Below are 25,310 nucleotides of genomic sequence, written 5' to 3'. Positions count from 1 at the left end.
CCCGGCGCTTCTGCTCAATCCACGCGGCACAATCTGCGGACCGGACAGGGGAGTTGTCCGCCCAGGGCCTCGCCCCCGAGGCCGGGGACCCCGAGTCCGTCACGACGACCGGCCGAGGGCGTCCCGTACCGCGTCGTCCGTGCGTGCCACGACCGCCGTGCCGTCGTCCGCCGTGATGATCGGGCGCTGGATGAGCTTCGGGTGGCCGGCCAGCGCGGTGATCCAGCGGTCCCGCGAACCGGCGTCCCGCGCCCAGCCCTTGAGCCCCAGTTCCTTCGCCTCCGCCTCGCCGGTCCGTGTGATGTCCCAGGGCTCCAGTCCGAGCCGGCCGAGGACCGCGCGGATCTCGTCCTCGGACGGCACGTCCTCCAGGTACCGGCGGACGGTGTATGAGGCGCCTTCCTCGTCCAGCAGGCTCAGCGCGCCACGGCACTTGGAACACGCGGGATTGATCCAGATCTCCATGTCGCCCACCGTACCGTCCACGCCCTCCGCCGGCTGCCGTCGACATCCCCCAAAAGCGCCTCTGGCCAGGGGCGATTGTCAGTGCGGGGCAGTAAAATGGAGGCAGTTCGTGAGAGTCCAGCCAGTATGCCGGGAGGTCGCAGATGGCCGTTGCCACGATCACGACGAAGCCCTTCGAGACGCATCCGCACATCACCCGCCGTCCGCTGCCCGCCGGGCGGCCGCGCGAGTGGTACGAGACCCACAACCGCCGCCTGAAGGCCATGCGCCTCGCCATCGCCCTGCTGGACTCGGGCGTGTACGACCCGGCGCGGGCGCACAACCGCCGGATACGGAGCACGGCGGCGCGGGTCGGGATCCACCCGCCGTCCGACACGACCTGCCGCATGGTGCGTGCCCTGATCAAGTACGGCCGCTGATGATCCTGGCGGGTTTCTGACCGGTTGCCGCCGTTGACCCGTAACGCGTACGCGTTACGGGTCAACGGCCCTGCCACGACTGGACTTTCCGACGGGCGCATGGACTTTTCGCCGCCGCCGGATTCGGAACGCGCGCCGGGGTGAAAGCTCCCTACCGGACAGCCATCGGATGACTTGATCCTCTGGAGGTGCCCGGGTGACGCGGCGCGGTGCGGTGTTCATGTCTCACTGGGCAGAGGCCCGAGGACCGGGGGCGCTGCGAAGACGGCGTGCGCTCGGGGCTCTGGCGGCGGCGTTCCTCCTGGTCGCGGTGGCGGCACCCGCAGCACCGGCGCTGTCCGACGCGCCTGCCGCGCCTGCCGCGCCTGCCGCGCCTGCCCCGCCTGTTGCCCCGGCGTCAACGGCGTCGGTGTCCTCCGCCCCGCTCACCGTCCCGGCCCTGACCAACTGGACGCCGGGGGAGGGAGACGGTTTCACGTTCACCAGAGCCACGCGTCTCGTCGTCGGCGCGCGCGACACCACCGCCCGGCGGACCGCCGTCACCCTCGCCGGTGACCTGCTGGCCGAGGGCCGGGGCACCGTGCCCGTCGTATCGAGCACCGGCGGCACGGACCGCCCGGGCGACATCGTGCTCGCCACCGCCCCCGAGCGTGTCGTCCCGGAGCGTGCGGCCTCCGAGAGTGCCGTCTCCGAGCACGCGGGGACGCTCGGGCGCGAAGGGTACGAACTGCGCGTCACCGACCGGGTCCGTATCACCGCGGCCACCGCCACCGGCGCGTTCTACGGCACCCGTACCCTGCTCCAGCTGCTGCGCGCGGCCGACGGGGCCACCGCCCCGAGCGCTGCCCCTGCCGGCGCCCCTGCCGGCGCCCCTCCCGGCGCGCCGAGCACCGCCCCGAGCACCGCCCGGCCCGCCGTCGGCGTCATACCCGCCGGCCGCACCGTGGACGTCCCCGCCTACCCGGAGCGAGGCGTGGGCGTGTGCGCCTGCTACATCCACATCACCCCGGAGTGGCTGGAGAACCTCGTACGGGACATGGCCTACGTCAAGCTCAACCAGCTGCTGCTGGAGCTGAAGGTGAAGAGCGACCGGCACCCGGAGGCCAACACCTGGGGCTACTACACGAAGGACGAGATCCGCCGGCTCGTCGCGCTCGGCGAGAAGTACCACGTCACGATCGTTCCCGAGATCAACTCGCCGGGCCACATGGACCCCTGGATCAAGGACCGCCCGGACCTCCAGCTCACCGACTCCGACGGAGTGCCCCAGCCCTCCCGCCTCGACGTCACCAGCCCCGCGGCCCTCTCGTACTACACCAGCCTCATGGACGAGTACGCCGAGGTGTTCACCGCACCGGTCTGGCACATGGGTGCCGACGAGTACATGCTCGGCTCGGACTTCGCGAAGTACCCGCACGTCCTCGCGTACGCGCGCCGGACGTACGGTCCGGACGCCACCCCGCAGGACGCCTTCATCGACTTCGTCAACCGCGTCCACGCCTACGCCGAGCGGAACGGGAAGCGGCTGCGCATCTGGAACGACGGTCTCACCGGCGACAACACCCTCCCCGTCGCGGCGGGTACGACCGTCGAGCACTGGCTGTCCGTGCCGACCCGCCCCGGTGAACTCGTCGCCCAGGGCTACCCGGTGATGAACGCCGCCTACTCCCTCTACCTGGTGCGCGGCGGCTTCCACATGAACACCCGGTCGCTGTACGAGCAGCGCTGGGACCCGCGCGTCTTCGAGGGGGAACGGCTCACCTCCACGGAGGGCATCACCGGGGCGAAGATCAGCCTCTGGCCCGACAACGGGCGGGGCGAGACGGAGAACGAGGTCGCCGCCTCGATGTTCCTGCCGCTCCGCTTCATCGCCCAGACCACCTGGGGCGCCCCGCGGCCCGACCCGGATCACGACGGCTTCGCCGCCCGCGCGCGGGCCGTGGGGCAGGCGCCGGGCGCGAGCGACCTGACCCGGGTCCCGGTGGCGGACGGGACGTACACCCTGCGCGACGCAGCGGGCCGGCTGCCCGCCGGGAACTGGCGGATCGCCCGTACGGCCGACGGCTACGCCACGCTCACCGACGCCGCCACCGGCCGGTGCGCGGAGACCCGGAGCGGCCGGCTCACTCTCAACACCCCGCTGGAACCGGGGAGTCCGGTCACGTGGGAGACCTGCTCGGCCGCGAACACGCTCCAGCGCTGGCAGCTGACGACGGTCCCCGGCGGATACCGCCTCACCAACGCCATCACGCGCATGGCCGTGCACCTGGACGAGAGCGGCCGGCTCCTCCAGTACCCGCCGGACCAGCGCGCCCCGGCGGTCTGGACGATCAAGCGGGCCACGACCACGGCCGAGGGGTGGGGCTCGGAGCCCCGTGGCCCCGGCAAACGTTCCGCCGCCCGCTGACGCCTGTTGCACGAGGCCGACGTTGCCGTGCTGAGCGCCTTCGACGCCCGGCTGCGCCGCGAACTGCCCGAGGACCTGGCGCTGGGGCGCCCGGCCCGGTGCGACGGCCGGTGGCCGGGCCGGGCCGGGCCGTCGACGGCGACCCGGACACCTCGTGGACCGCTCCGGACCCGGTCACGGGGGCGCGCGGGACGCTGACCCTGGACCTGGGCACGCCCCGCACGGTGGACCGTGTCCGCCTCGCGGAGGACATCCGCCACGGGCAGCAGGTGGAGCAGGCCGTCGTCGAGGCCGAGACGGACGGCGGCTGGACGCGTGTCGCGGAGACCGGGACGATCGGTGCGAGCCGGGTCCTGCTGCTGTCGGCACCGGTGACGGCCCGTCATTGGCGGCTGCGCGTCCTCGCCACGCGGGAGCGGACCCGGATCGCGCGGTTCGAGCTGCACCGCTCCCGGCCCTGAACACCCAGGGGCGGTAGGGCGGCCGGCAGGGCAAGAGGTCAGTGGTTCCAGCGCAGGATCGCTCCGAGGCCGCCCGCCGGGGCGTCCTCGGGATCGCGTACCACCACCGTCTCCGCGCCGGACGCCGCCGCCGCGCGCAGCAGCGCGTCGTCCGCGCGCGCCGACGCGGGCCTGACCTCACCCAGGTACGGCACCTCCGAACTGCGCGACGCCACCTGGTCCGCCCGGGGGCCGACCCAGACCTCCCGGTTCGCGTCCGCCGCGTGCGGGGCGATGAGCAGCGTGTCGATACGGTGTTCCCGCGCCGCCTCCACCAGGGCCGGTACGCCGGACGCGGCGTACGGCGTACCGCCGCCGTCGGTCCGCGGCCCCTCCCCGGCGTGGAAGCGGCCCATGACCTCGGCGGTGCGCTCGCGCTCGTGGACGGCGCGGACCTGCGCGATGTCACGCTCCAGGAGCACGCTGTCCGCGCCGGCCGCGCGTCCGCCGTGCTCGCTCTCGTACGTCACCGAGCGGAGCGGCTTGGGCAGCTTGTCGTACACGGAACGGCGTTCACGGGGATCGCCCGCCAGGAGCAGCACGGCCGCCCCGCTGTTCTCGTACGCCTCCTGGGCGGCCCGCGCGATCTCGCCGGCGTTGCGCTCCCAGGTGTTCTCGACCTTGGTCTGGAAGTGCCGCTCGGACCAGTCGGCCGTGGCGGTGCGGTGGACCGGCCAGGTCTCGCCCTCGACGCCGCCGGCCGGCTGGTCCCCGCCCGTGTCGTCGCGCAGGGTGAAGTCCGCGCCGGTGCGGTCGACGAAGGCGACGAGGCAGGGGGAGCGGCCACCGGTCGCTTCGACCAGCGGGGCCACCCGGGCCACCGGTGACCAGGTGGCGAACGGTGCGGCGGGCGGCCCCGGGAGCGGGGCGTCGAGGACGACCTCGCCGTCCGTGGCGAACAGCGCGCGGCCCGCCCGCGCGCCCGGCTCACCGCGCGGGGGCGCGGCGGCCAGGGCCTCGTGGACGGCGTCGCGGGTGGCGCGGTCCGCACCGAGCGCGGTGAGCCTGGAGACCATGTCGTTCGCCGACAGCTCCCGCTGCTTGGCCGCGTCCTCGGTGGTGTGGGAGACGTCGGCGTACACGGACGCCCACGGCCCCGGGCGGTCGGTGATCGGTTGCAGGAGTGAGAGTTGCATGGCGGGCTGCCTCCTATCGACGGTCGCGCGACTGTGGTGCCGATCGCCGACGTTGTTCCGGCGCTCGTTCGTCGCTGTCGGTCTCCGGTCGATCTTCGGTCGATCTTCGGTCGATTGCCGTGATTGCCGCGCATTCCCGCGCTCGCGCGCACGAAACACCTCCGCTTCCGGAACGCGCGTGGCCTGCCCCTTTTCGGTCGTCTTCCGGCAGGCCGACCGTTACGCATACGTGTCGCGCATACGTGCGGACAACAGGGGCACTCGGTCCTCAGCCGCCGAAAGGCGCCGGAAGGCGTACGCATGCGTGACGCATGCCAATCGTACGTCTGGCCGGGAATTTTCCACGAAACGCGAGTGACGGGACGGAAATGGCGACCAAGGAGAGCGGGGACGGTACGCCCGAGCCGGAGCGGATCAGCGCCGCAGCCGCCATGCGGCACGCGTCCGGACAGCTCGCGGAACTGCTCGGGAGCGAACGCGGCGCCGTATCGGCGCTCAGGGCCACCGACGACGGCTGGACGGCCGACGTGGAAGTGGTGGAGATCGAGCGGATCCCGGACACCGCGAGCGTGATGGCCTCTTACCACGTCGATCTCGACCCGCGGGGGCAACTCATGGGGTACGAGCGCACGCGGCGGTACGCGAAGGGCCAGATCGACCGGTGAACCGATGGCCGAGTCGTTGACCAGAACCGAGCAGCAGTCCAAAAGAAGTTTCAAGAGAGGCCAAGAGCCGCGAAAAGAAAGGAATGACTGGTCGTGAGTGTCGTTCAGCAGTCCAACGCGCCGAACAGCGGAAGCGGTTCGGGAAATCTCTACGACGTCCTTGAACTGATACTCGACAGGGGGCTCGTCATCGATGCCTTTGTTCGGGTTTCCCTGGTCGGCATCGAAATCCTCAAGATCGATGTCCGGGTCGTCGTCGCCAGCGTCGACACCTACCTGCGATTCGCGGAGGCCTGCAACCGGCTGGACCTGGAATCGGGCCGCAAGGCGCCGACTCAACTCACCGACATCGTCGGAGAGGTGACGGAGAACGGCGCCAAAGGAAAGTCGAAAGGAGCCCTGACGGGGGCCGTCGAGGCGTTCACCGACTCCTTGCAGAAGGGCCGTGAGGACTCCGAGGAGAAACAGGAGCGTCCGGCGCGCAAGTCGTCGTCCTCGGCCTCTTCGTCCAGCAGTCGCCGCGCCGCACGCCGCGGGGAGGAGTAGTCACCATGCCCACGTACGTCTACGCCATCACCGCGGCCGATCACCCGCTGCGCCTGGACGGGGTGCACGGGGTGGGGGAGCCCGCCGCGAAACTGCGTACCGTCAGTTCCAAGGAACTCAGCGCCGTGGTCAGTGAGGCCCCCGCCGGCCTGCGGGCCAAGCGCCGGGACGTGGCCGCCCACCAGAGCGTGCAGGAACGCCTGCTGGCCGACGGTGCCGCGCTGCCGATGCGGTTCGGCCTGGTGGGCCACGACGACGAGCAGGTGGTCGCGGCCCTGGAGGAGCACCGCGACCTCTACGTCGCACGTCTCGAAGAGGTGGGCGGCTGCCTCGAGTACAACCTGAAGGTCTCGCGCGACGAGGACGACCTGCTGCGGGAGGTCGTGACCGAGTCCCCGGAGGTCCGCAGGCTCAACGACCTGACCCGCCGGAACCCCGCCGCCCAGCAGGAGAAGCTGGCGCTCGGCGAGCTGATCTCGCAGGAGGTCCTGGCGAGGCAGGAGAGCGACGGCAAGGAGCTGGTGAACGCGCTCTCCCCGGCCGCGGTGCGCACTTCCGTGGGCGAGCCGGCCAAGGACCACTTCCTGAACGCCTCGTTCCTCGTCAAGCGTGAGGAGGCCGCGGCCTTCTCGGAGGCGGTGCACGAGGTGGCCGAGCGGCGCGGTGATGCCTACACCGTCCGGCTGCACGGTCCGCTGCCGCCGTACAGCTTCGTCTGAGTGCGCCGCGCCGACGTCGACGCCGCCGTCTGCGTCGAGGCCGACGGGACCGTGGCCGACGCCGAGCCGATCCGTACGGAGAGTTCCCATGGGCATCGTCACCCAGATCCTCACCCTTCCGCTCGCACCCGTGCGGGGCACGGTGTGGGTGCTCGACCAGGTGCTCGCCACCGCGGAGCGTGAGGCCTATGACCCCGAACACGTACGTGCCGAACTCGCCGAACTGGAACGGCAGTTGCTGGACGGGCGAGTGACCGGGGAAGAGTTCGACCGCCGCGAGGACGAGCTGCTGGACCGACTGGAGTGGTGTGTGGAGTACCAGCGCCGGCGGGGGTGAGCGCGCAGGGGGTGAGCACGGGCCCCAAGAGGTCCCGAGTATCTGAGCGATGAGGTGTGAGAGAGGTGCACGACCGATGATGACGAACGCGAAGATAGGAGTGGCCCTGGTCGGCGGCTATGCCCTGGGCCGGACGAAGAAGGCCAAGCTGGCCATCGGGCTGGGCATGTTCCTCGCGGGCCGGAAGCTGAGCGTGGACCCGCGGCAGCTGGGGCGGCTGGTGGCCGACTCGCCGTTCCTGAGTTCGCTCAACGACCAGGCGCGCAGGGAACTCGTGGACGCGACGAAGTCCGCCGCGACCTCCGCGCTGACCCGGCGCGTGTCCGGCCTGGCCGACTCCCTGCACGAGCGGACGCTCGACCTGGGCGAACCGGGCCGGCGCCTGCGGCGGGCCACGGGCGGAGAGGACGAGGGCGCCGAGGACTCCGAGGAGCCGGCGGAGGACAGCGACGGCGCGGCGGACCGCTCGAAGGACGACGTCGAGGAAACCGACGTCGAGGAAACCGACGTCGGGGCGGAGGCCGAGCCGAGGCGTGAACGAGGAGCCAAGGCATCTTCGAGGTCGGCGCCCAAGAGGTCCACGGCCAAGGCGGCGCCGGCCAAGGCCGCGTCGAAACCACGGTCCGCGAGCAGGAAGTCCGGCACCGCGAAGGCGGCGTCGGGCACCGGCAAGGCCACATCGGGGGCCCGGAAGGCGACGTCAGGAGCGCGGCGCACGGCACGACAGGGAGGCGGTCATGGCTGAGTCGGCCCTCGGCAGGATGAAGGACGAGGTGGCCGGGAGCCCGGCCACCGAGCGGCTCAAGACGGAGCTGCGGAACTACCTCGAGGCCCGCGCCCAGCACGCCGTCACCACGCTCGGCGGCAAGCTCGGCGAGAGCGTCAGCAAGCTCGGTGATCCCTCCCGGGGTGGTGGGGACATCGCGGGGACGCTCAAGCACACCGTCAAGGACCAGGTGGTGGGCACGGTCAAGGACAAGGCCAAACACTCGGTCACGGACGCGGTCAAGGGCCTGTTCGGCAAGGGCCGCAAGGGTGGCGGCGGCAAGTCCAAGAGCGTGACGATCGTCGAGGACATCGACGTCGGCGTGCCCGTCCGGGAGGCGTACGACCAGTGGACGGCGTTCCAGGAGTTCAGCACCTTCGCCAAGGGAGTCGTCAGCGTCGAGACGGCCGACGACACCACCAGCAACTGGAAGGTGAAGGTCGCCAAGTCCACCCGAAGCTGGCAGGCCAACGTAACCGAGCAGGTGCCGGACGAGCGGATCTCCTGGACCACCGAGGGAGCCAAGGGCACCGTGAAGGGCGTGGTGACCTTCCATGCCATTACGGACAACCTGACCCGGGTGCTGCTGGTCCTCGAATACTTCCCCAAGGGCCTGTTCGAGAAGACGGGCAACATCTGGCGTGCCCAGGGCCGCCGTGCCCGGCTGGATCTCAAGCTCTACCGGAAGTTCATCATGATGCGCGGCGAGGCCACCGACGGCTGGCGCGGCGAGATCAGGGACGGCGAGGTCGTGGTCGGTCACGACGACGCCGTGGCGGAGGAGTCCCAGGACGAGCACGGGCCGGGGGACGGGGACGGGTCCGAGGACCGCGAACCTCCCCGTGACGACGAAGACGACCGGTACGAGGACGAGGACGACCGGTACGAGGACGACGAGCCGGAACGGTATGACGCGGAGGACGACGAACGATACGACGCGGCCGACGAGGAACCCGTCGACGAGGAACTGGACGACGACGAAGTGGACGACGACGAAGTGGTCGACGACGACGCGTCCGACGAAGAACCGGACGACGTGGAACCGGACGACGTGGAACCGGAAGACGTGGAACCGGAAGACGTGGAACCGGACGACGAGCACACGGCCCGCCGCCCCCGTCGCCGTACACCGGCCGCCGCCCGTGGCTGACGCGTAGGGCATCGGCCCGGCCCGCACGCTCTGTGCCCCGCCCCGCTCCCCGTGCCGCTTCCGCGCCCCCTTTCCGCGTCCCGCTTCCCCGCACCTCTTCCGCGCACAGAGAAGGCTGATCACGTGTCCGATTCACTGGCCGGCCGTATGGGCCCCACCGCCGCGCCGTCGCCGCCCCCGTACGGCGGCGGCCAGGGGTCCTCGGCCAATCTCGCCGACATCCTGGAGCGCGTTCTCGACAAGGGCGTCGTGATCGCGGGCGACATCCAGATCAATCTGCTCGACATCGAACTTCTGACGATCAAACTCCGTCTGTTGGTGGCGTCCGTCGACAAGGCCAAGGAGATGGGCATCGACTGGTGGGAGCACGACCCCTCCCTCTCCTCCCGTGCCCGGCCCCCGGCCGCGGCCCCGTCCGCGACCGCGACCACGAATGGCGGGGGCCGCACGCTGGCGGAGGAGAACGAGCGGCTCCGGGCCGAACTCGCCGAACTGCGGGCGGCGGCCGGGCTGCCGAGCGGATCCGTCGGGGACCGGAAGAAGGAGGAGGGGGCCGAGTGATGAGCGACACCGATGCGGTCACGGGCCCGGCCGCCGATCCGGCCACGGGTCCGGCTGCCGCCCCCGCCACGGACCCGGCCGCCGACCCGGGACACGTCACCTACGTCTACGCCATCGGCCGGGCCGGTACCCCGCTCGACGAGGCCGCCCGGCGGCTGGTCGGGCAGGCGGGGAGCCCGCTCCGTACGGTCGGCGCCGACGGACTCGCGGCTCTGGTGTCCTCCCTCCCGGCCGACGCGTACGGCGCCGACGGAATGAGGGCGCGGATGGAGGACCTCGCGGAGCTGGAAGCCCTCGCTCGTACGCACCACGCGACGGTCGAGGCGGCGTACGCGAGCACGACCGTGCTCCCCATGCGGCTGGCCACGGTGTATCTGGACGACACGCGTGTGGCGGAGATGCTCCGCGAACGGTCGGGCGATCTCGGCGCGCTGCTCTCGTCCCTCGAAGGCCAGGTCGAGCTGGGCGTCAAGGTGTACGCGGACCCGTCGGCGGCGACCGCGCGGAGCCCCGAGCCCGACGTGGCGGCGGCGGATCCGGCGGCCGGCCCCGGACGCGCGTACCTGCAACGGCGCAGGACCCAGCGGCGTGACCGGCGGGACATCTACCGGGCCGCCGGTGCCGTGGCGGCACAGGTGCCGGAACGGCTCGCAGGTCTCGTACGCGGCCGGGTCGCGCACCGCCCGCAGCAGGGCGAACTGGCCTCCGGGGCCGGCGAGAACATCGCCAACGACGCGTATCTGGTCCCCGCGGAGCGGGTACGGGCGTTCCGCCGGGCCCTGGCCGGGCTGTCCGACGCGGCCCCGGGCGTACGCGTGGAGATCACGGGGCCCTGGGTCCCGTACTCCTTCGCGACGCCGCCCCACTCGGGCGGTACGACGTGATCGGCGACGAGCCGTCGCCCCGTGACACCACGGTGCCCCGTGACACCACGGTGCCCCGCGACCCGTGGCCGACCGGCGACGGGGAGGAGTCCCTGCCGGGTCTGGGCGACCTGGCGGGTCGCCAGGTCGCCCTCATCGACATCCTGGACCGCCTGCTGACCGGCGGCGCGGTCCTCACCGGGGACCTGGTGCTGTCCGTGGCCGACGTGGACCTGGTGCGGATCAATCTGCGGGCGGTCATCCACTCGATCACTCCGGACGACCCCGCGCCGTGGTGAGGACGGACGAAGAGGGACGAAGAGGGACAAGGAGCGGGAAGAACGTGAGCGCGCGACACGAGCCACCCCGGCCGACGGGTTCCCCGGAGCCGCCGGCACCGTCGGAGCCGCCGGGACCACCGGAGTCGTCCGAGGCGTTCGCCGAGGCGGCCCGGGCGGCGGCCCGGGCCTTCGACCTGGTACCGGCCGGTCCTGGCGAACCGCGCCCCGACAGCGAGGTCGCGCGGCGGCTGAGGACGGACCCGGACACGGTCGAACGCGACCTGATCAAGCTGGTGTTGACCATTGTGGAACTGCTGCGCCAGCTCATGGAGCGCACGGCCCTGCACCGCGTCGACCAAGGCGACCTGACGGAGGATCAGGAAGAGCGGATCGGGATGACGCTCATGATCCTCCAGGACCGGATGTCCGAACTGTGCGAGCGGTACGGACTGACGATGAACGATCTCAATCTGGACCTGGGGCCACTGGGTTCACTGTTGCCGCGTTCGGACTGATCCGGCTGGCCGGACTGAACACGCGGTGTTTCGAGGAGAGTCGAGAGGCAAGGCGATCAATATGAGTACTGAAGAGCGCAAGAACGCGAAGACGACGGATTCCAGGGCGATGACCGCCAAGGGGCGGCAGGCCGCTCGGACGGCGCAGTCCACGGCCAAGGAGGAGAAGGCGGCGGCGGAGTCGGCCGCGCACGACGCCCGTGAGGCGGCCGAGTCCGGCGCTCGGTCGGCCTCCACGGCGACCAGGCGCGCGGGACGGGCGGCGGCCGTCGGCATCGAGAGCGGCCGCCAGGCCGCCGTGGCCGCGACCGGCAAGGTCGCCACCACGGCCGGCGCCACCTGGGCGGTCCTCAAGCACCGCAAGGCCATCGCGGCCGGGGCGGGAGCAGGTCTGGTGGGCGTGGCGGGAGCGGCGTTCGCGGCGGGCCGCCACACGGCCAAGGCGAAGGCCGGCCCGCTCACCGGCCCCCTCACCCGGCTCACCCACGGCCGTATCTGACCGTCCCCGGTCCCGGCCCCGTCCGGCCCGGCGCAGGGCGGCCCCACTCACGCTCACCCGCCGCCGGTGCCCCCCGTCGTACGCCTGGCGCCGCCCTCACGCAGCCGGCCGGTGTGACGGGTGACGGTGTCCACGCGGTTCGCGAGGTCGGGATGGCGGGCCGCCAGGTACGTGTACGTGCCGGCCAGCGGCCCGACGAGACCGGCGGCGTCGTCGGCGCCGAGCGCGCGGGTGAGACGGGCCAGCGGAACCTCGGCGTCCGGAGGCAGGTCGGTGAGCGCGGTGATCTGCCCGGCGAGCCGGCGCAGATCCGCGGCGTTGCCCCGGGCCCAGGCCGAGACGGTACGGTCGGCGGCCCGACGGTCGCGGGTGGCTCGCACCCGCTCCTCGCCGGTGGAGCCGGGGGACCCGGGGCGTACGCGCAGATAGCGGCGCTCGGCGGCCTGGCGGCTGGCGACGCCGAGCGGGTGCGCGAGCTCCGCCCAGCTCGCGCCCGCGTCGCGGGCCGCCTCGATCAGCCTCGGCTCCCAGTCGGCGAGCTGGTCCCGTACCTCGCGCAGCAGGAGCAGCGCGGCCAGTGCCTGCTCGGTACTGGTCCGTCCGGCGCCGTCCGGGCCGTCCTGGCCGTCGCCCCGGCGGCCGGAGAGCCGGGCACGGGAGGCCGGCGCGCCACCGGAGACCGGGCCGGCACCTGAGTGCCCGTCCGCGTCCCCGTCGAAGGGCTCGCCGTCCCGCACGTTCTGGGCCGTGCGCACGGCGTCGTCGATGGTGCTCAGGGCCGCCGCCGCCGCGAAGAAGGACGCGGGGGTGAGGCCGGTCCTGTGCGGCCGGGCCGGCTGGTCCGCTCCGGTCATGGAACCTCCTCCGTCAGGTGTCGTCCGAGTGTCGCCCGAAACGCCGCCCCAAAGTACCGCGGCGCCCGGGGCGTGTCATCCATCGAATGACATCTCGCTTGTCATCACCTCGATGACATGTTACAACGGTGTTCAGGAGAAGCGCATAGGCAGCAACTGCCTGAATCCGACGCACTGGAGGTGTTTCCCGATGCTGATGCGCACCGATCCCTTCCGCGAGTTCGACCGGATCGCCCACCAGTTCATGGGCACGACGGGCACCTGGTCCCGGCCGGCCGCGATGCCGATGGACGCCTACCGTGAGGGCGAGGAGTACGTGATCGTGCTCGATGTGCCCGGCGTCTCCCCGGACGCGATCGACATCGACGTCGAGCGGAACGCGCTGACGGTCAAGGCCGAGCGCCGCCCGGTCGCCACGGCCGACGACGTGCGGCATGAGGTCTCGGAGCGGCCTCTGGGTGTCTTCTCGCGCCGGCTCCTGCTGTCCGACACCCTGGACACGGAGCGCATCAGTGCCGACTACGACGCGGGAGTCCTGACCTTGCGCATCCCCGTCGCCGAGCGCGCCAAGCCACGCAAGATCGCCGTCGGCGGGCAGCCCCGGCGCGAGCAGCTGAAGGCCTGACCTCCGGTCCGGGCCCGGGGCGCCCCGGGCCCGGACGGGCGTCGGCACCCATGCCGGAAACAAGAGAAGAGCCGGCACCCGTGCCGGAACAAACGAAGACAGGAAGAGAAAGGCGATCGCGTCACCGATGGTCACCCAGCCCGCACCGAGCCGTTCCGCGGAGGCCAGGCCGTTCCAGGTCATGACGTTCGAGCAGCTGCTGGAGAAAGTGCGGTACGAAGGCGCGTACCCCACGCGTGAACGGGCCGAGACGGCCGTGCGCGCGGTGCTGGCCGCGCTCGGCCGGCAGCTCACCGGCGACGAACGGGTCGAACTCGCGGCCCGCCTCCCCGTCGAGGCCGCGCTCGTTCTCACCGCCCAGATCCCGGTCGTCGAACCCGTCACCGGCTGGTCCTTCGTGAAGGACCTCGCCTCCCGCACCGACGGCACACTCGCGACCACCCGCTGGGACGTCGGAGCCGTCCTCGCGCCGGTCGGAGACCTCGCCGGTCCGGACCTCCTGGCCCGCATCCTCGCTCAACTCCCGCAGGGCTACGCCCTCTTGTTCGGCCGCGCCGAACTTGCCCGGGCGGCCTGAACTCTCCCCGCGGCGCACCCCAGGGGCGGGAACCCACGCACGACGGAAACGGCCTGTCCGGCCGGACGCGGCGTCCGGCCGGACAGGCCGTTTCCGTCGCTGCTTACCGCTACGACGAGGCGGGCAACCGGCTCGGTGTCGACTGATTCCCCTCCACCGACCTGTCGGTCCTCTCACTCGTTCCTGCCGGTTCCGGCTTTGGCGCCGCCTCCGCTGACAACGCTGTACGGTTCGGCGGTGGGATCGTGGCGGAGGTCGTCGCGCGGTCGGCCACCGCGCTGACCGTCCAAGTCCCGGCCGGGGCGGTGTCCGGGCCCGTCGAGGTGAGCACATCGGATGGTCGCGCCACGTCGGATGCGAGCTTCCAGGTGCGCGCCGGGACCGGGGACGGCGTGATCGAGACGTCCGAGGAGACGTCCGTGACGGACGAGACCCCGCCGACGGTCTCGGTCACCACACCGGGCAACCAGGCACAGGTTCTTTTCGAGGCGGACGCGGGGGACGACCTCACCTTCGGTTTCACCGAGTCGACGTTCAACGCGCAGGCGACCGCACGACTGATGGACCCGCAGGGAAAACGCCTGTTCTCCGGCGCCTTCAGCGGTGCCTTGGCCGACTGGGAAGTGGCGGACGTACCGGTCAGCGGCCAGTACGCACTGATCATCGACCCAGGGAGCGGCAACATCGGCTCGGTGAAGGTGACCGTGTCGAATCCGACTGTCGCGGCGCTGGACCTCATGGGTCCGACGGCCGAGGCACGCATCACCCGGGTGGGGCAGGACCACGTGTTCACCTTCCCGGGAACGCTGGGCGATTCGCTGAGCCTGGGCATTGACGCGGCGGCGCTGCCCGACGCGGTCTACGCCCGCCTCTATGACCCGAGCGGTGCCAAGGTCGACACGGTCCGGGTGGGGGCAGGGAAGGCGAACGGGCTGGACATCGACGCCCTCACACAATCCGGCGAGTACACCCTGGAACTCGATCCGGACAACGCGGCCCTCGGTGCCGTGAAGGTGACCGGTTCGCACTACGCCGACGCCGGAGCGCTCACCACGACCGGCCCCACGGCTGAACTGGCCCTCAGCAGACCGGGGCAGGACGGCCGGGCCCGTTTCGAGGGCCAGGCCGGGCAGCGGGTGTCCCTCAGCGCCACGGCGAGCGGCCTCGGTACGTCGACCCGGATCGAGGTCCGTAAGCCGGACGGCGCTCTCCTCGACTCTTTCAGCGCTCCGTTGTCCGAGTCCGCGCAATGGGACGGCCCGACCCTGCCCGCCACCGGCACGTACACACTCGTCGTGCGCCCCGGCGACGGCAACGCCACCGGCACGATGGCCCTCACTCTGGCCGGACCCGTAGCACTTGCCCCGCTGACCACCAGCGCCGCCCCGACGGCCGTCACGGTCACCCGGGCCGGACAGAACGCGGAGACCGGCTTCCAGGCACAGGCGGGGGCCAACCTCTCCCTCGGCTTCACCGGCAACACGTTCACCGAGTTCATCGACGTGACCGTGACCGCGCCGTCCGGTGCGAAGGTCGTGGACGGGGCGAACGTCTCGTCGGGCGCCTCGGCCACGGTCCCGCTGGCCGCCCTGCCGGAGACCGGCACGTACACGGTCGTCCTGGACGCCTACCGGGGGGCGGTGGGCACGCTGAACCTGACCCTGTCCGCCGACATCCAGCCCACTGTGACGGTCGACGGCGCCGAGCAGGCGGTGACGCCGGCCCGCGCGGGACAGCGGGTACGGGCCCGGTTCACCGCGCCGGACAGCGCCACGCTCGGGCTGGCGTTGACCGCGAACACGGTCACCGAGTCGACGGAGATCCGGCTGATCGGACCGGACGGGAAGGACAGCGACACCGGAACGCTCGTCGGCCGAGCGTCGGCCAAGTCGACGGAGTCGTACTACCTGACGGGCCTGACGGTCGGTGCGCGTTACACACTCGTCCTCGAACCGTCCAAGGCCGCGACGGGCGCTCTGATGCTGTGGCTGTCGAAGCCGGTGAACGCCGGCGCGTTGTCGGCGAGCACGCCGTCCGTCACCGGCAAGATCACCCGCCCCGGGCAGCAACTGGAGTTCACGGTCAACGCCGCGGCGGGCTCCGGCGCGGCCGTCGTCTTCGACGGGACAACCTTCGCCAAGTCGTCGGACGTGATCCACCAAGCGCCCGGCGGTACGGAGGAAGACCTCGGTTCGCTGAGCAAGTCGGCCTTCGACGCCGACCTGCGCGCGCCCCTGGCCGCGGGCGCCCACCGCCTGCTGGTACGCCCCAAGGAACCCGTCACCGGCACGACCAGGGCCACGCTCCTCCCGGACGTGAACGGCGGCGCACTGACGACGAGCGGCATCCGTAAGAGCGTCACGATCGCCACGGCCGGCCAGAACGCGCACTACACGTTCACCGGCACCAAGGGCCAGAAGCTCACCCTCGGCCTGGAAAAGCCCCCGGCCGCCTGGCAGTTGTCCGTGTTCGGCCCGGACAGCAAGTGGCTGGTCGACGGTCGCACGATGAGCGCGACCGCGGTCTCGTACGCCCTGGCCGTACTTCCCGCGGACGGCACATACACCCTCACGGTCGATCCCAACTCACTGAAGACCGGGACGTACAGTCTGGACCTGACACCGACGGTGCCGGCACGAGGGGCGAAGACGGCGGCGGACAGGGCACCGACGACCGCGGACGAATCGGCGGACAGGGCGAGTGCGGAGAAGCACTCCCCAAAGGCGTCGCCCGCGGCCCCCGGCGCCGTACCGACCGGCCCCGACGCCTGGCAGCCCGACCGGGGAAGCCTGTCCGGCCACGACTGGCTCACTCGACGGGGCCCTGCCCCCAAGGCCCCGCCCGCGCTGCGCGCACCGCCCGGGACCACCGCGCTCACCGGACGGGTCCTCAAGCTCGACGGCCGGCCGCTGCCCCGAGTCACCGTCTCCGTGGGTGTGAAGTCGGCTCGCACCGACGCGCGAGGCAGGTTCCTGCTCAGCGGCATACCGGTCACTGCGACCACCCTCGTGGTGGACGGCGCCAGTGCTGACACGGAGCGGCGGCGGTACGGGCGGTTCGATATCCGCGTCCACCCAAGGGCGGGCCGGACGGTCGACCTCGGCTTCCCCGTGTGGATGACCCCGCTGGACACCCGGCACACCGTGCGTTTCGGCGCCCCCACGAAGACGGAGGTGGTGCTGAAAACGCCGAAGATTCCTGGGCTGGAGGTGCGCATTCCCAAGGGGTCGGTTGTTCGCGACGACAAGGGCCGACCGGTCACCGAGCTGGGCATTACCGCGATCCCGCTCGACCGCTCGCCGTTCCCGCTGCCTGACGACGGTGTCGTGCCGGTGTTCTTCACCGTGCAGCCCGGTGGGACGTACGTGTTCCCCAGGGGTGCCCGGATCATCTACCCGAACTACACGCGCGAAGCCCCGGGCACGCGTGTGCAGTTCATGGACTACGACCCGAAGGACAAGGGCTGGTACGTCTACGGGCACGGCCAGGTGTCGGCGGACGGTCGGCAGGTCGTGCCGGACGCCAAGACACGCGTCTGGGCCTTCCACGGCGCGATGTTCAACATCGACGACATGCTGCCCTGGGACGACTCCTGGCTCAAAGGACGCCATCGACTGGCTGTCCGGTGATCCCGTCGAGCTGACGACGGGGATGCTGACGGACTCGCGTACCGACCTGGCGGTCGAGGACTCTCGCGGCTCGGCCGACATCACCCGCACCTACTGGCAGGGCGACTCGCAGAAGCGGGCGTTCGGCATCGGTCGCGATCTGTCCTACAACGCCTTCCTGCATTCGAAGAAGAACTGGGAGGAAGTCGACCTGTACTTGCCGGGTGGCGGCAGGACGCACTTCGTGCGCACCTCGGCGGGCAAGGGTTACACGGACGCCGTCTTCGAACCCCTCGACACCCCCACTGCCTTCCGCGGCGCGAAGATCGTGTGGAAGGGGTTCAGCGGCGGCTGGGAAATGACCTTCCGTGACGGAACGGTGTGGGTTTTCCCCCAGTACTCCCCGCTCAAGGAGATCCGCGACCGGCACGGCAACACCGTCAAGCTCACCCGTCTGGAAGGCAAACGCGGGGAGATCACCCGGATCAGCACGCCGGGCGGGCGGTGGATCGCGTTGGGGTACGACACCGAGCACCGCGTCATATCCGCTCGGGACAACGCCGGCCGGACCACGTCGTACACGTATGACACCGCTGGACGGCTCGCGACCGTGACGGACCCGATGGGCAAGGTGAGCCGGTACACCTATGACGGCACATCCAACCGGGTCAGCACAGCGGTCGACGCGCGTGGCATCACATACATGTCGAATACCTTCGACGCCAACGGTCGGGTCAAGGATCAGAAGCTCACCGAGGGCGCGACGTACGCCTTCGACTACGCGCTGACCGGTTCCGGCAAGGGCAGGGTCACGGCGGTGAACGTCACCCAGCCGGGCGGTTCGGTACGGCGGGTCGAGTTCGACGCGGACGGCTACGGGACGTCCGACACGCAGGCGTACGGCACGAGCCTGGCGCGCAAGACGGTCTACCAGCGCGGGCCCTATCACCGTATCGACGCCGTCACCGATCCGTACCGCCGCCGTACTGAGTTGACGTACGACACCCACGGTTACGTGACGTCGGCGAAGGAACTCGCGGGCACCGCACAGGCTCGCTCGACCGGCACGGTCGTCTACGACGGCCCCTACGATCAGCCGACCGCGCTGACCGACCCCATGGGTAAGGCCACCACGCTCCGCTATGACGCCGACGGCGATCTGAGTATGGTGACGGATCCTGAGGGCCGGGTCACCACGCTCACGCACACCGATGACGGGCAGGTCGATACGGTCACGGACGCGTCGGGTGCGGTGACGTCCTTCACCTACGAGCACGGGGAGCCGACCGAGGTCAGGGACGCCGAGGGCGGAACGAGCGAACAGTTCCTCGACGCGGCGGGTCGGCCGACAGTCATGACGGACGAGGCGGGCGCACGGACAACCGTCGCATACGACCGCCTCAACCAGACACGAGAGGTGACCGACCCTCTGGGCCGGACACTGACGGTGGAACACGACCCCAACGGCAACGTCACCGCACTCACCGACGCCCGCGGTAACACCACCACATGGGCCTACGACAACGCGGACCGCCCCGCATCGGCCACTGATCCGCTGGGTGCCAAGGCGATGTTCGGATATGACCCGGCAGGGCGGTTGACGAAGGTGACCAGCCGGTCCGGACAGGTCGCGACGTCCGAGTACGACCTGCTGGGCAGGGCGAAGAACGCGAAATTCGGTGTCGACCTGGCGGGCCAGGCCGAGTCCGTCACCACGTACACGTACGACGCCGTGGACCTGCTCAAGAGTCTGAGTGACACGACGTCGGGCACACAGTCCTTCACGTACGACTCCTACGACCGCATCCGCACGGTCGCGGGACCGACCGGCACGATCGGCTACGACTACGACGCGGCGGACCGCCGTAAGGAAATGACGGCGGCCGGGACGACGACGGTGTACGGCTACGACACCTCCGGCGTCCTCACCTCCATCACCGCCGACGGCCGGGCGGTCACCTTCGGCCTGGACGAGGTGGGCCGGGAGAAGACCGCGTCGCTGCCCGGCGGCTTCACCCGCACCACCGACTACGACAAGACGGGGACGACCAAGGGCATTGTCTTCACCCGCTCCGGTGCAGCGGTCGGGGACCTGTCGTACACACGCGATGAACGCGGCTTGCAGACCGGCCTGTCGGGCAGCCTCGCGAGCGTTGCCCTCCCGGGAGCCGAGGACGGTGCGGTCTACGACAAGGACAACCGCCTGACCTCTTTCAACGGCCGCTCCTTCACCTACGACGACGAGGGGCAGCTGACCTCCGACGGCCGGCGGACCTATGACTGGGATGCGCGTGGCCGGCTGAAGGGCCTGACCGAGACGGCCGGCGGCGGGACCGGAGGCGGGAGCGGGACCTTCACCTACGACCCGCTGGGCACGCGTAGCGCGACCACGCTGAGGGGACAGACACGGAAGTTCCTCACCGACGGCTCGAACCCACTGGTGGAACAGTCCGGTGCGGGCGAGACGACGGCGACGGTCGCCACGTCGGGCCTGGACCAGTACCTGACCCGCACGGAGAACGGCAAGACCCAGGTCTACCTGACCGACGCGCTCGGCACGGTGGTGGGCCTGGCGGACCCGGACGGCAGCATCGCCACCCGCTACACCTATGACCCGTACGGTGCCCCGACCGCTTCGGGTGTGGAGTCGTCGAACCAGTACACCTTCACGGGCCGCGAGAACGACGGCACGGGTCTGCTCTACTACCGCAGCCGCTACTACGACCCGGAGACGGGCCGCTTCATCTCCCAGGACCCGATCGGCTACGCGGGTGGCGCCAACCTGTATGAGTACGCGCTGAGTTCACCGACGACGTACACCGACCCGGCCGGTACGAACCCGATGCTGATCGGCTGCGCGGTCGGCGGTGGTCTGGGCGGCCTGATCGACTGGGGCAGCCAGCGTCTGTCCGGACGAAAGGTCAACTGGGGCCAGGTCGGCGGCGCGGCACTGATGGGCTGCCTCGAAGGAGCCCTCGGGGCTCGGGCACCGATGTGCAGGGTCACCAACAGCTTCACCGCTGACACCCCCGTCCTGATGGCCGACGGCACCCGGAAGCCCATCAAGGACGTCCGTGTCGGTCACAAGGTCGCGGCGACCGACCCGGAAACGGGCGAGAGCGGTCCGCGCGCGGTCACCGCCCTCATCAAGGGCACCGGCGAGAAAGCCCTGGTCGACATCGCCCTTGACACAGACCAAGGCGGAAAACCCGCGAAGATCACCGCAACGGAAGGGCACCCTTTCTGGGTTCCCGACCTCGGCGAATGGGTCGAGGCCGGAAAACTCCAGCCAGGCCAATGGCTCCGCACCAGCGCCGGGACCTGGACGCAGATCACTGCGATTGGTCACCGTACCGGGGCGGCCTCAGTCAACAACCTAACTGTTGACGGTCTGCACACGTACTATGTGCTGGCGGGGGCTACATCGATTCTCGCTCACAACTGTGGCGAAGAGGCCGGGGAGTACGTCTATCGCGGAATAGATTGGGGGCATTCCAAGTATGACGATGCTCTCGAAGGGCGAGCTGTGCCGCGCGGTGGAGACGCTGATGCCGCGTCGCACAATGGTGGCAACCTTGATAGCCCTTTCACATCCTGGACGGACGATTACGAAGGCGTGGCCTTGGATGCCGCCGAACTAGGCAATGGCCCGGGGATTGTTATGCGCCATCGCCGCGCGTACATACAGGATCGTCTAATTAAGGGTCCGCAGGATATTTACGGTGAGAGTGAGCTTTTAGTGGAAGGGATTATCGAGGGTGCTGAAATCAGCATCAACAGGGGCTCGTGGCACCTACCTGGAGCAGGTCGATGAATGAGAGCTTTATCTCCGCTGAGGCGACCAGGCTGGGAATGGTTCATCTTGCCGCAGCGGTTGATGAGTACGGTGTAATCATCCTGCATGAGAGCACCGCTTCCAGGGCGCAGTTGATTCGCATCTTCGAGAATCGCCTCAGAAGGGCAGAGGCTCGTGATGACCGTGAGGTGACTCGGCTTGTGGCAGACTTGCTGTCTGCCTTCAATGGCGCACAGTCAAGTGAGCTTGAGCTGAGTCATGTGCAGGCTGGAAAAATGGATGTGATGCTTTATGGTGAGGCTGGCGGCGAGAGTGTTCTCGCCGCGGTGATCCTTTCTGATGGCGATTCCTGACACAGAAAGTCTGGGCTCCTCCAAATATATTCTGGAGGAGCCCAGTTGAGGTTTGACGGAAGGCTGACGGCAACGTCAGCAGACGACGGCTGCGGCAGATGGGCCGTCAGTCGTCGTCTTGGCCGCCGAAGGCGTGGCCATACGAGTGCGGAGTTCGGGATCTGGGATCGCGTAACGCCGACGTGGGTAATTCTCGCGGTCCTTAAGTCTGTTCTTTGGCTTAGATGGGACGCCGGTGAATCGCCTGGGAACACGCTGGCAGGTGGCAGAGTTATCGCCAGGTTTTGACCGCGATCAGGCTGCCCATGTTATTGGCGCAATGTTGGGAGATATCTCAGACCTTCGTGAGGTGCAGTCGCAGAGCTTGATCGCCCTGGAGAGATTGGATTACGGTCACAGGGCTTCCTGTAAATCGAACGGGCCTTTGGTGGATGATGGGTAAAGAGGGCATAGGGCGTAGGACTGTCTTCATTGCTTCCTCGACGGCCGTGTTGGGGGCCGGCGGTGTCGTCTATACGATGGGCACCCGTGAGAAGCGGCGTGCCGCGCCGGAACGCGCTCGCTTACCTGAGCCCTTGCACGGCGCGGTGCCTGCGGGGCGGGTTGTCATGGTCGCGGTTGACCGGGCCGTACAAGCAGGGTCGGCCGGGACCCGGCTTCGGGAGCTGATGGGAGCGGTCGGCCGAGTGAGGGGTGGTGGGGTGAGCGCGGCGGTGGGGCTGGGCGCGGGGGTGTTCGTGAACTCCACCGTGCGGCCGGCGCAACTCGGGCCGATGCCCTCGTTCGCGGGGGATCTGCTGGACCCGGCCCAGTCGCACGGTGATGTGCTGGTGCAGGTCTCCGGGGAACGGGCCGAGCAGGTGCGGGCGGCGGCCGACAGACTCGTGTCCGACGTGCGCGGGTGGCGTGTGCGGTGGCGGATCGAAGGGTTCCGGGGCGACAACCGGGTCGAGGACGGCCGGGGGCTGGCTCGTAATCCGTTCCATTTCACCGAAGGCTTCGGCAACCCGCCGGACGAACGCCGGACAGCCGATCGCGCCCTCGTGCGGGCCGGACAGGGGGAGCCTGAGTGGGCCGTGGGCGGGAGTTATCAGGTCGTGCGGATCATCCGACTCGCCACCGAACTGTGGGACAAAGACTCCGTGCAGGAACAGGAGCGCATCATCGGCCGCCGCCGTGACGGGCGCTGGCTCGACGGGACGCCGAAGGACGAGCAACCGAACTTCGCGGTCGACCCCCAAGGCCGCCTCACGCCGCTCGACTCGCACGTACGCCTCGCCGCCCCCGACCGGCGCAACCCGCCGCCCCTCGTACGGCGCGGCTACAGCTACGACCGGGGCGACGGTGACACCGGACTGGTCTTCTCCTGCTTCCAACGCGACTTGGCCACGGGCTTCGAGGCGGTGCAGAAGCGGCTCGCGGGTGAGGCCATGGCCCCGTACATGCTCACCACCGGGGGCGGATACTTCTTCGTACCTCCACCGGGCAACGCTTGGCTCGGCGTCGTCGCGCCGGCCTGAGCGGTTCTGCCGGCAGGCCCTGGAACGGCACGGGAGCCCGGGAGCACGGGAGCCCGGGAGAAATGCCGCGGGCCGCCCCCGGGGCATGCTGAGCGGGTCGGGCCGGGCGGGCGGTCCCTCAGACCCGACGGCGGGACGCGTCGGGCTCGACGGCGAGCCCCGCTCCGGCGGTCTCCGCCCCCGCGGGCCCCGCCCCCGCGGCCTCCGGGCCGTCGAGTGCCCGTCCCGCGGCCCGTGCGGCGGCGACGCGTTTCACCTTCCCGTACCGGACCAGCCCCCACGCCGCGCCCGCGGCGATCCAGGTGATGGCCGCGATCCACACGCCCCGGGTGAAGTTCTGCTGGAGGAGATACATCTGGTACAGGAGGAACCCGACACCGACGACCGCGAGCGTCCAGTGCAGCCAGGCCGCGACCCTGAACGGCGAGACCGCGTACAGGTCGGGGCGCAGGTATCGGACCCGGACGGACGCGATCACGGTGACGATGAGCGCGGCCTGGCCGATGAAGGACGCGGCCGACGCGATCACACTCATCTCGATGCCGGCGAAGGCCGGCACCACGCCGAGGACGTAGAGGATCAGCAGCAGCCAGTGCGGGGTGCCGAAGCGCTTGTTGACCGCGCCGACGCCCCGGGGGAACCATCCGTCGTCGACCGCCGCGAGAATGCCCTTCGAGCCCCACAGCAACGACGCGTTCATGGTGCCGACGACCGCGAGCACGGCCCCGCCGACGAGGAAGAAGTGCCACCAGCCGCCCGGCATGAACGTCTTGGCGACGATCGACAGCGGCTGCCCGGCGACATCGTCGATCGGCAGCACGCCGACGGCCGGAACGGCGATGAGCACGTACAGCACGCCGGCGAAGAGCGTGCCGCCGATCACGGCGATCGGGATGGACCGGCCGGGGGTCTTCATCTCGCGGCCCAGCTCGGCCACGACGCTCGCGCCCCCCGTGGCGAACGTGAGGAGCGCCGCCGCCTGGAGGAGACCGGACAGGCCGTCCGGAAGCGCCGGCGGCAGGTCGTCCCATCGCACGTCGGCCAGCCCCATCACGATGAAGGCGCCGAACGCGACCAGCATGACGACCGCCAGGAGGATGCCGACCCGGGAGGAGAACGCCGCGCCGAAGAAGTTCGCGACGGCGAAGACGGTGATCATCGTGATCGCGACGACGGTCGGGTCGAACCAGGGGTCGAGGCTCTGCAGATAGATGCCGGCGGAGAGGCCGTACAGACTCATCGTCGTGATGTTCAACAGGAACAGCCACAGGTTCGCGAACCCGACGAGCGGATGTATCAGCCGCGTCGCATACGTGTAGTTGCCGCCCAGCACCGGCATCGTGGCGCCGAGCGTCGCCATCGGGACCGAGACGAGAAGGATCGCGAACGCGGCGAGCAGATAGGCGATCGGCACACCGCCGCCGGTGATCGCGATGGCGACCCCGGTGAGCGTGACCACACCACCACCCACGATCTGGTGGAACGAAATGCCCAGTGCCTGGAGGGTGGTGATCTCTCGCTTGAGACTGTCCGCGTTCCGGCTGACATCGACTGTCGGGGACTCGCCACTCTTGCTGACCATACAGGGAGCGTCTCTCGTCCCGCTCGAGTCCGGCTCGCGTCAGGGGTACGGGCCGGAAGACACCCGGCCGCCGCCTCCGGGTCAGCCGCCCGCGCAGTCGGGACACACGCCCCGGTACGTCATCTCGACGCCGGAGAGGGTGAAGCCGAACCGCTCGCCGGCGGGCAGATCGGCCAGCGGGTCGCCGTCCGGACGCACGTCACGGATGGTGCCGCAGCGGGAGCACACCAGGTGGTGGTGCGGCCGGTGGGCGTTCGGGTCGTAGCGCTTGGCGCGGCCGTCGGTGGCCACCTCGATCACCTCGCCGAGCAGGACCAGTTCGCCCAGCGTGTTGTAGACGGTCGCGCGGGAGATCTCCGGCAGCCGGGCGGTGGCGCGCTCGAGCACGTCGTCCGCGGTGAGGTGGACGTGCTCGCCGTCGAGCACCTCGGCGACGACCCGGCGCTGGGCGGTCAGCCGCCAGCCACGGTCGCGAAGCCGTGCCAGCAGGTCACTCATGGCCACCAGCCTTCACCATCGTCCGACAGTCCCCTGCGAAAGAAATTCCGGAGGTGGTTGTCGTATTG

The 25,310-nt window shown here is 70.3% G+C and carries 25 protein-coding genes; 20 read left to right on the top strand and 5 right to left on the bottom strand.

The genetic code is table 11. From position 1 onward, the window contains the following. Positions 1-99: 99 nt before the first annotated feature. The gene (locus ACU6P3_RS08745; RefSeq protein ID WP_447196622.1) at positions 100-465 is read right to left on the bottom strand and encodes an arsenate reductase family protein; all 366 of its coding nucleotides are present in this window, start codon (positions 463-465) and stop codon (positions 100-102) included. A 143-nt stretch (positions 466-608) separates the two neighbouring features. Here ACU6P3_RS08745 and ACU6P3_RS08740 point away from each other — a divergent pair, with 143 nt between their 5' ends. The 3 genes from ACU6P3_RS08740 to ACU6P3_RS08730 all read left to right on the top strand — a co-directional run bounded on the left by ACU6P3_RS08740 (position 609) and on the right by ACU6P3_RS08730 (position 3,752). Continuing rightward, positions 609-884 carry a hypothetical protein gene (locus tag ACU6P3_RS08740; RefSeq protein WP_030746277.1) on the top strand — a complete coding sequence of 92 codons (276 nt, stop codon included), beginning with the start codon at positions 609-611 and terminating at the stop codon, positions 882-884. A gap of 220 nt (positions 885-1,104) precedes the next feature. Further along, entirely contained in the window at positions 1,105-3,291 is a 2,187-nt protein-coding gene (locus ACU6P3_RS08735; RefSeq protein WP_447196621.1) for a family 20 glycosylhydrolase, read from the top strand. Positions 3,292-3,389: 98 nt separating this feature from the next. Beyond that, positions 3,390-3,752 (top strand): discoidin domain-containing protein, encoded by a 363-nt coding sequence (locus ACU6P3_RS08730; protein ID WP_447196620.1) that lies wholly within the window; start codon positions 3,390-3,392, stop codon positions 3,750-3,752. Positions 3,753-3,790: 38 nt separating this feature from the next. Here the strand turns inward: ACU6P3_RS08730 and ACU6P3_RS08725 are convergent, their stop codons facing one another. After that, positions 3,791-4,927 (bottom strand): baeRF2 domain-containing protein, encoded by a 1,137-nt coding sequence (locus ACU6P3_RS08725; RefSeq protein WP_447196619.1) that lies wholly within the window; start codon positions 4,925-4,927, stop codon positions 3,791-3,793. Between the two features lie 368 nt (positions 4,928-5,295). Here ACU6P3_RS08725 and ACU6P3_RS08720 point away from each other — a divergent pair, with 368 nt between their 5' ends. The 11 genes from ACU6P3_RS08720 to ACU6P3_RS08670 all read left to right on the top strand — a co-directional run bounded on the left by ACU6P3_RS08720 (position 5,296) and on the right by ACU6P3_RS08670 (position 11,829). Next, the gene (locus tag ACU6P3_RS08720; RefSeq protein ID WP_447196618.1) at positions 5,296-5,592 is read left to right on the top strand and encodes a gas vesicle protein GvpO; all 297 of its coding nucleotides are present in this window, start codon (positions 5,296-5,298) and stop codon (positions 5,590-5,592) included. A gap of 93 nt (positions 5,593-5,685) precedes the next feature. After that, on the top strand, positions 5,686-6,138 hold the full coding sequence (locus tag ACU6P3_RS08715; protein WP_447196617.1) for a gas vesicle structural protein GvpA: 453 nt from the start codon (positions 5,686-5,688) through the stop codon (positions 6,136-6,138). Between the two features lie 5 nt (positions 6,139-6,143). Beyond that, positions 6,144-6,857: a GvpL/GvpF family gas vesicle protein gene (locus ACU6P3_RS08710; RefSeq protein ID WP_447196616.1), complete on the top strand. Its 714-nt coding sequence runs from the start codon at positions 6,144-6,146 to the stop codon at positions 6,855-6,857. An 88-nt stretch (positions 6,858-6,945) separates the two neighbouring features. Then, positions 6,946-7,194 (top strand): gas vesicle protein GvpG, encoded by a 249-nt coding sequence (locus ACU6P3_RS08705; protein ID WP_344275867.1) that lies wholly within the window; start codon positions 6,946-6,948, stop codon positions 7,192-7,194. 76 nt (positions 7,195-7,270) lie between these two features. Further along, a complete protein-coding gene (locus ACU6P3_RS08700; RefSeq protein ID WP_447196615.1) occupies positions 7,271-7,939 on the top strand; it encodes a hypothetical protein in 669 nt (222 codons plus the stop codon). After that, the gene (locus ACU6P3_RS08695) at positions 7,932-9,110 is read left to right on the top strand and encodes an SRPBCC family protein (protein WP_447196614.1); all 1,179 of its coding nucleotides are present in this window, start codon (positions 7,932-7,934) and stop codon (positions 9,108-9,110) included. The genes ACU6P3_RS08700 and ACU6P3_RS08695 overlap by 8 nt, the downstream gene beginning before the upstream one ends. A gap of 123 nt (positions 9,111-9,233) precedes the next feature. Beyond that, positions 9,234-9,671 carry a gas vesicle protein gene (locus ACU6P3_RS08690; RefSeq protein ID WP_447196613.1) on the top strand — a complete coding sequence of 146 codons (438 nt, stop codon included), beginning with the start codon at positions 9,234-9,236 and terminating at the stop codon, positions 9,669-9,671. Further along, positions 9,671-10,555, top strand: a complete 885-nt coding sequence (locus tag ACU6P3_RS08685; protein ID WP_447196612.1) for a GvpL/GvpF family gas vesicle protein — start codon at positions 9,671-9,673, stop codon at positions 10,553-10,555. Before ACU6P3_RS08690 ends, ACU6P3_RS08685 begins: the two co-directional genes overlap by 1 nt. Next, a complete protein-coding gene (locus ACU6P3_RS08680) occupies positions 10,552-10,833 on the top strand; it encodes a gas vesicle protein (RefSeq protein ID WP_447196611.1) in 282 nt (93 codons plus the stop codon). Before ACU6P3_RS08685 ends, ACU6P3_RS08680 begins: the two co-directional genes overlap by 4 nt. Before the next feature lie 44 nt (positions 10,834-10,877). Then, positions 10,878-11,330 (top strand): gas vesicle protein K, encoded by a 453-nt coding sequence (locus ACU6P3_RS08675; RefSeq protein WP_447196610.1) that lies wholly within the window; start codon positions 10,878-10,880, stop codon positions 11,328-11,330. A gap of 61 nt (positions 11,331-11,391) precedes the next feature. Further along, a complete protein-coding gene (locus ACU6P3_RS08670) occupies positions 11,392-11,829 on the top strand; it encodes a hypothetical protein (RefSeq protein WP_447196609.1) in 438 nt (145 codons plus the stop codon). A 53-nt stretch (positions 11,830-11,882) separates the two neighbouring features. On the opposite strand, the gene ACU6P3_RS08665 is transcribed toward ACU6P3_RS08670, so the two are convergent. After that, positions 11,883-12,683: a type III effector protein gene (locus ACU6P3_RS08665; RefSeq protein WP_447196608.1), complete on the bottom strand. Its 801-nt coding sequence runs from the start codon at positions 12,681-12,683 to the stop codon at positions 11,883-11,885. Positions 12,684-12,873: 190 nt separating this feature from the next. Here ACU6P3_RS08665 and ACU6P3_RS08660 point away from each other — a divergent pair, with 190 nt between their 5' ends. The 6 genes from ACU6P3_RS08660 to ACU6P3_RS08635 all read left to right on the top strand — a co-directional run bounded on the left by ACU6P3_RS08660 (position 12,874) and on the right by ACU6P3_RS08635 (position 23,162). Continuing rightward, positions 12,874-13,308 carry an Hsp20/alpha crystallin family protein gene (locus tag ACU6P3_RS08660; protein WP_447196607.1) on the top strand — a complete coding sequence of 145 codons (435 nt, stop codon included), beginning with the start codon at positions 12,874-12,876 and terminating at the stop codon, positions 13,306-13,308. A gap of 127 nt (positions 13,309-13,435) precedes the next feature. Continuing rightward, positions 13,436-13,885 (top strand): DUF2267 domain-containing protein, encoded by a 450-nt coding sequence (locus tag ACU6P3_RS08655; protein WP_447196606.1) that lies wholly within the window; start codon positions 13,436-13,438, stop codon positions 13,883-13,885. 245 nt (positions 13,886-14,130) lie between these two features. After that, complete coding sequence (locus ACU6P3_RS08650) at positions 14,131-17,514, top strand: carboxypeptidase-like regulatory domain-containing protein (protein ID WP_447196605.1); 3,384 nt, start codon at positions 14,131-14,133, stop codon at positions 17,512-17,514. Positions 17,515-17,536: 22 nt separating this feature from the next. After that, entirely contained in the window at positions 17,537-21,307 is a 3,771-nt protein-coding gene (locus ACU6P3_RS08645) for an RHS repeat-associated core domain-containing protein (RefSeq protein WP_447196604.1), read from the top strand. Further along, entirely contained in the window at positions 21,304-21,642 is a 339-nt protein-coding gene (locus tag ACU6P3_RS08640) for a hypothetical protein (protein ID WP_447196603.1), read from the top strand. Before ACU6P3_RS08645 ends, ACU6P3_RS08640 begins: the two co-directional genes overlap by 4 nt. 431 nt (positions 21,643-22,073) lie before the next feature. Beyond that, a complete protein-coding gene (locus tag ACU6P3_RS08635; protein WP_514414742.1) occupies positions 22,074-23,162 on the top strand; it encodes a Dyp-type peroxidase in 1,089 nt (362 codons plus the stop codon). A gap of 118 nt (positions 23,163-23,280) precedes the next feature. Here ACU6P3_RS08635 and ACU6P3_RS08630 read toward each other — a convergent pair whose 3' ends face one another. Then, positions 23,281-24,744 carry an APC family permease gene (locus ACU6P3_RS08630; RefSeq protein ID WP_447196601.1) on the bottom strand — a complete coding sequence of 488 codons (1,464 nt, stop codon included), beginning with the start codon at positions 24,742-24,744 and terminating at the stop codon, positions 23,281-23,283. An 81-nt stretch (positions 24,745-24,825) separates the two neighbouring features. Beyond that, positions 24,826-25,242, bottom strand: coding sequence for a Fur family transcriptional regulator (locus tag ACU6P3_RS08625; protein WP_344275841.1), 417 nt, complete (start codon positions 25,240-25,242; stop codon positions 24,826-24,828). Positions 25,243-25,310: the final 68 nt, after the last annotated feature.

This window comes from Streptomyces hebeiensis (assembly GCF_052983195.1).
The sequence above is the reverse complement of the archived record's forward strand: the minus strand, read 5'-3'. Positions and strand labels throughout refer to the sequence as shown.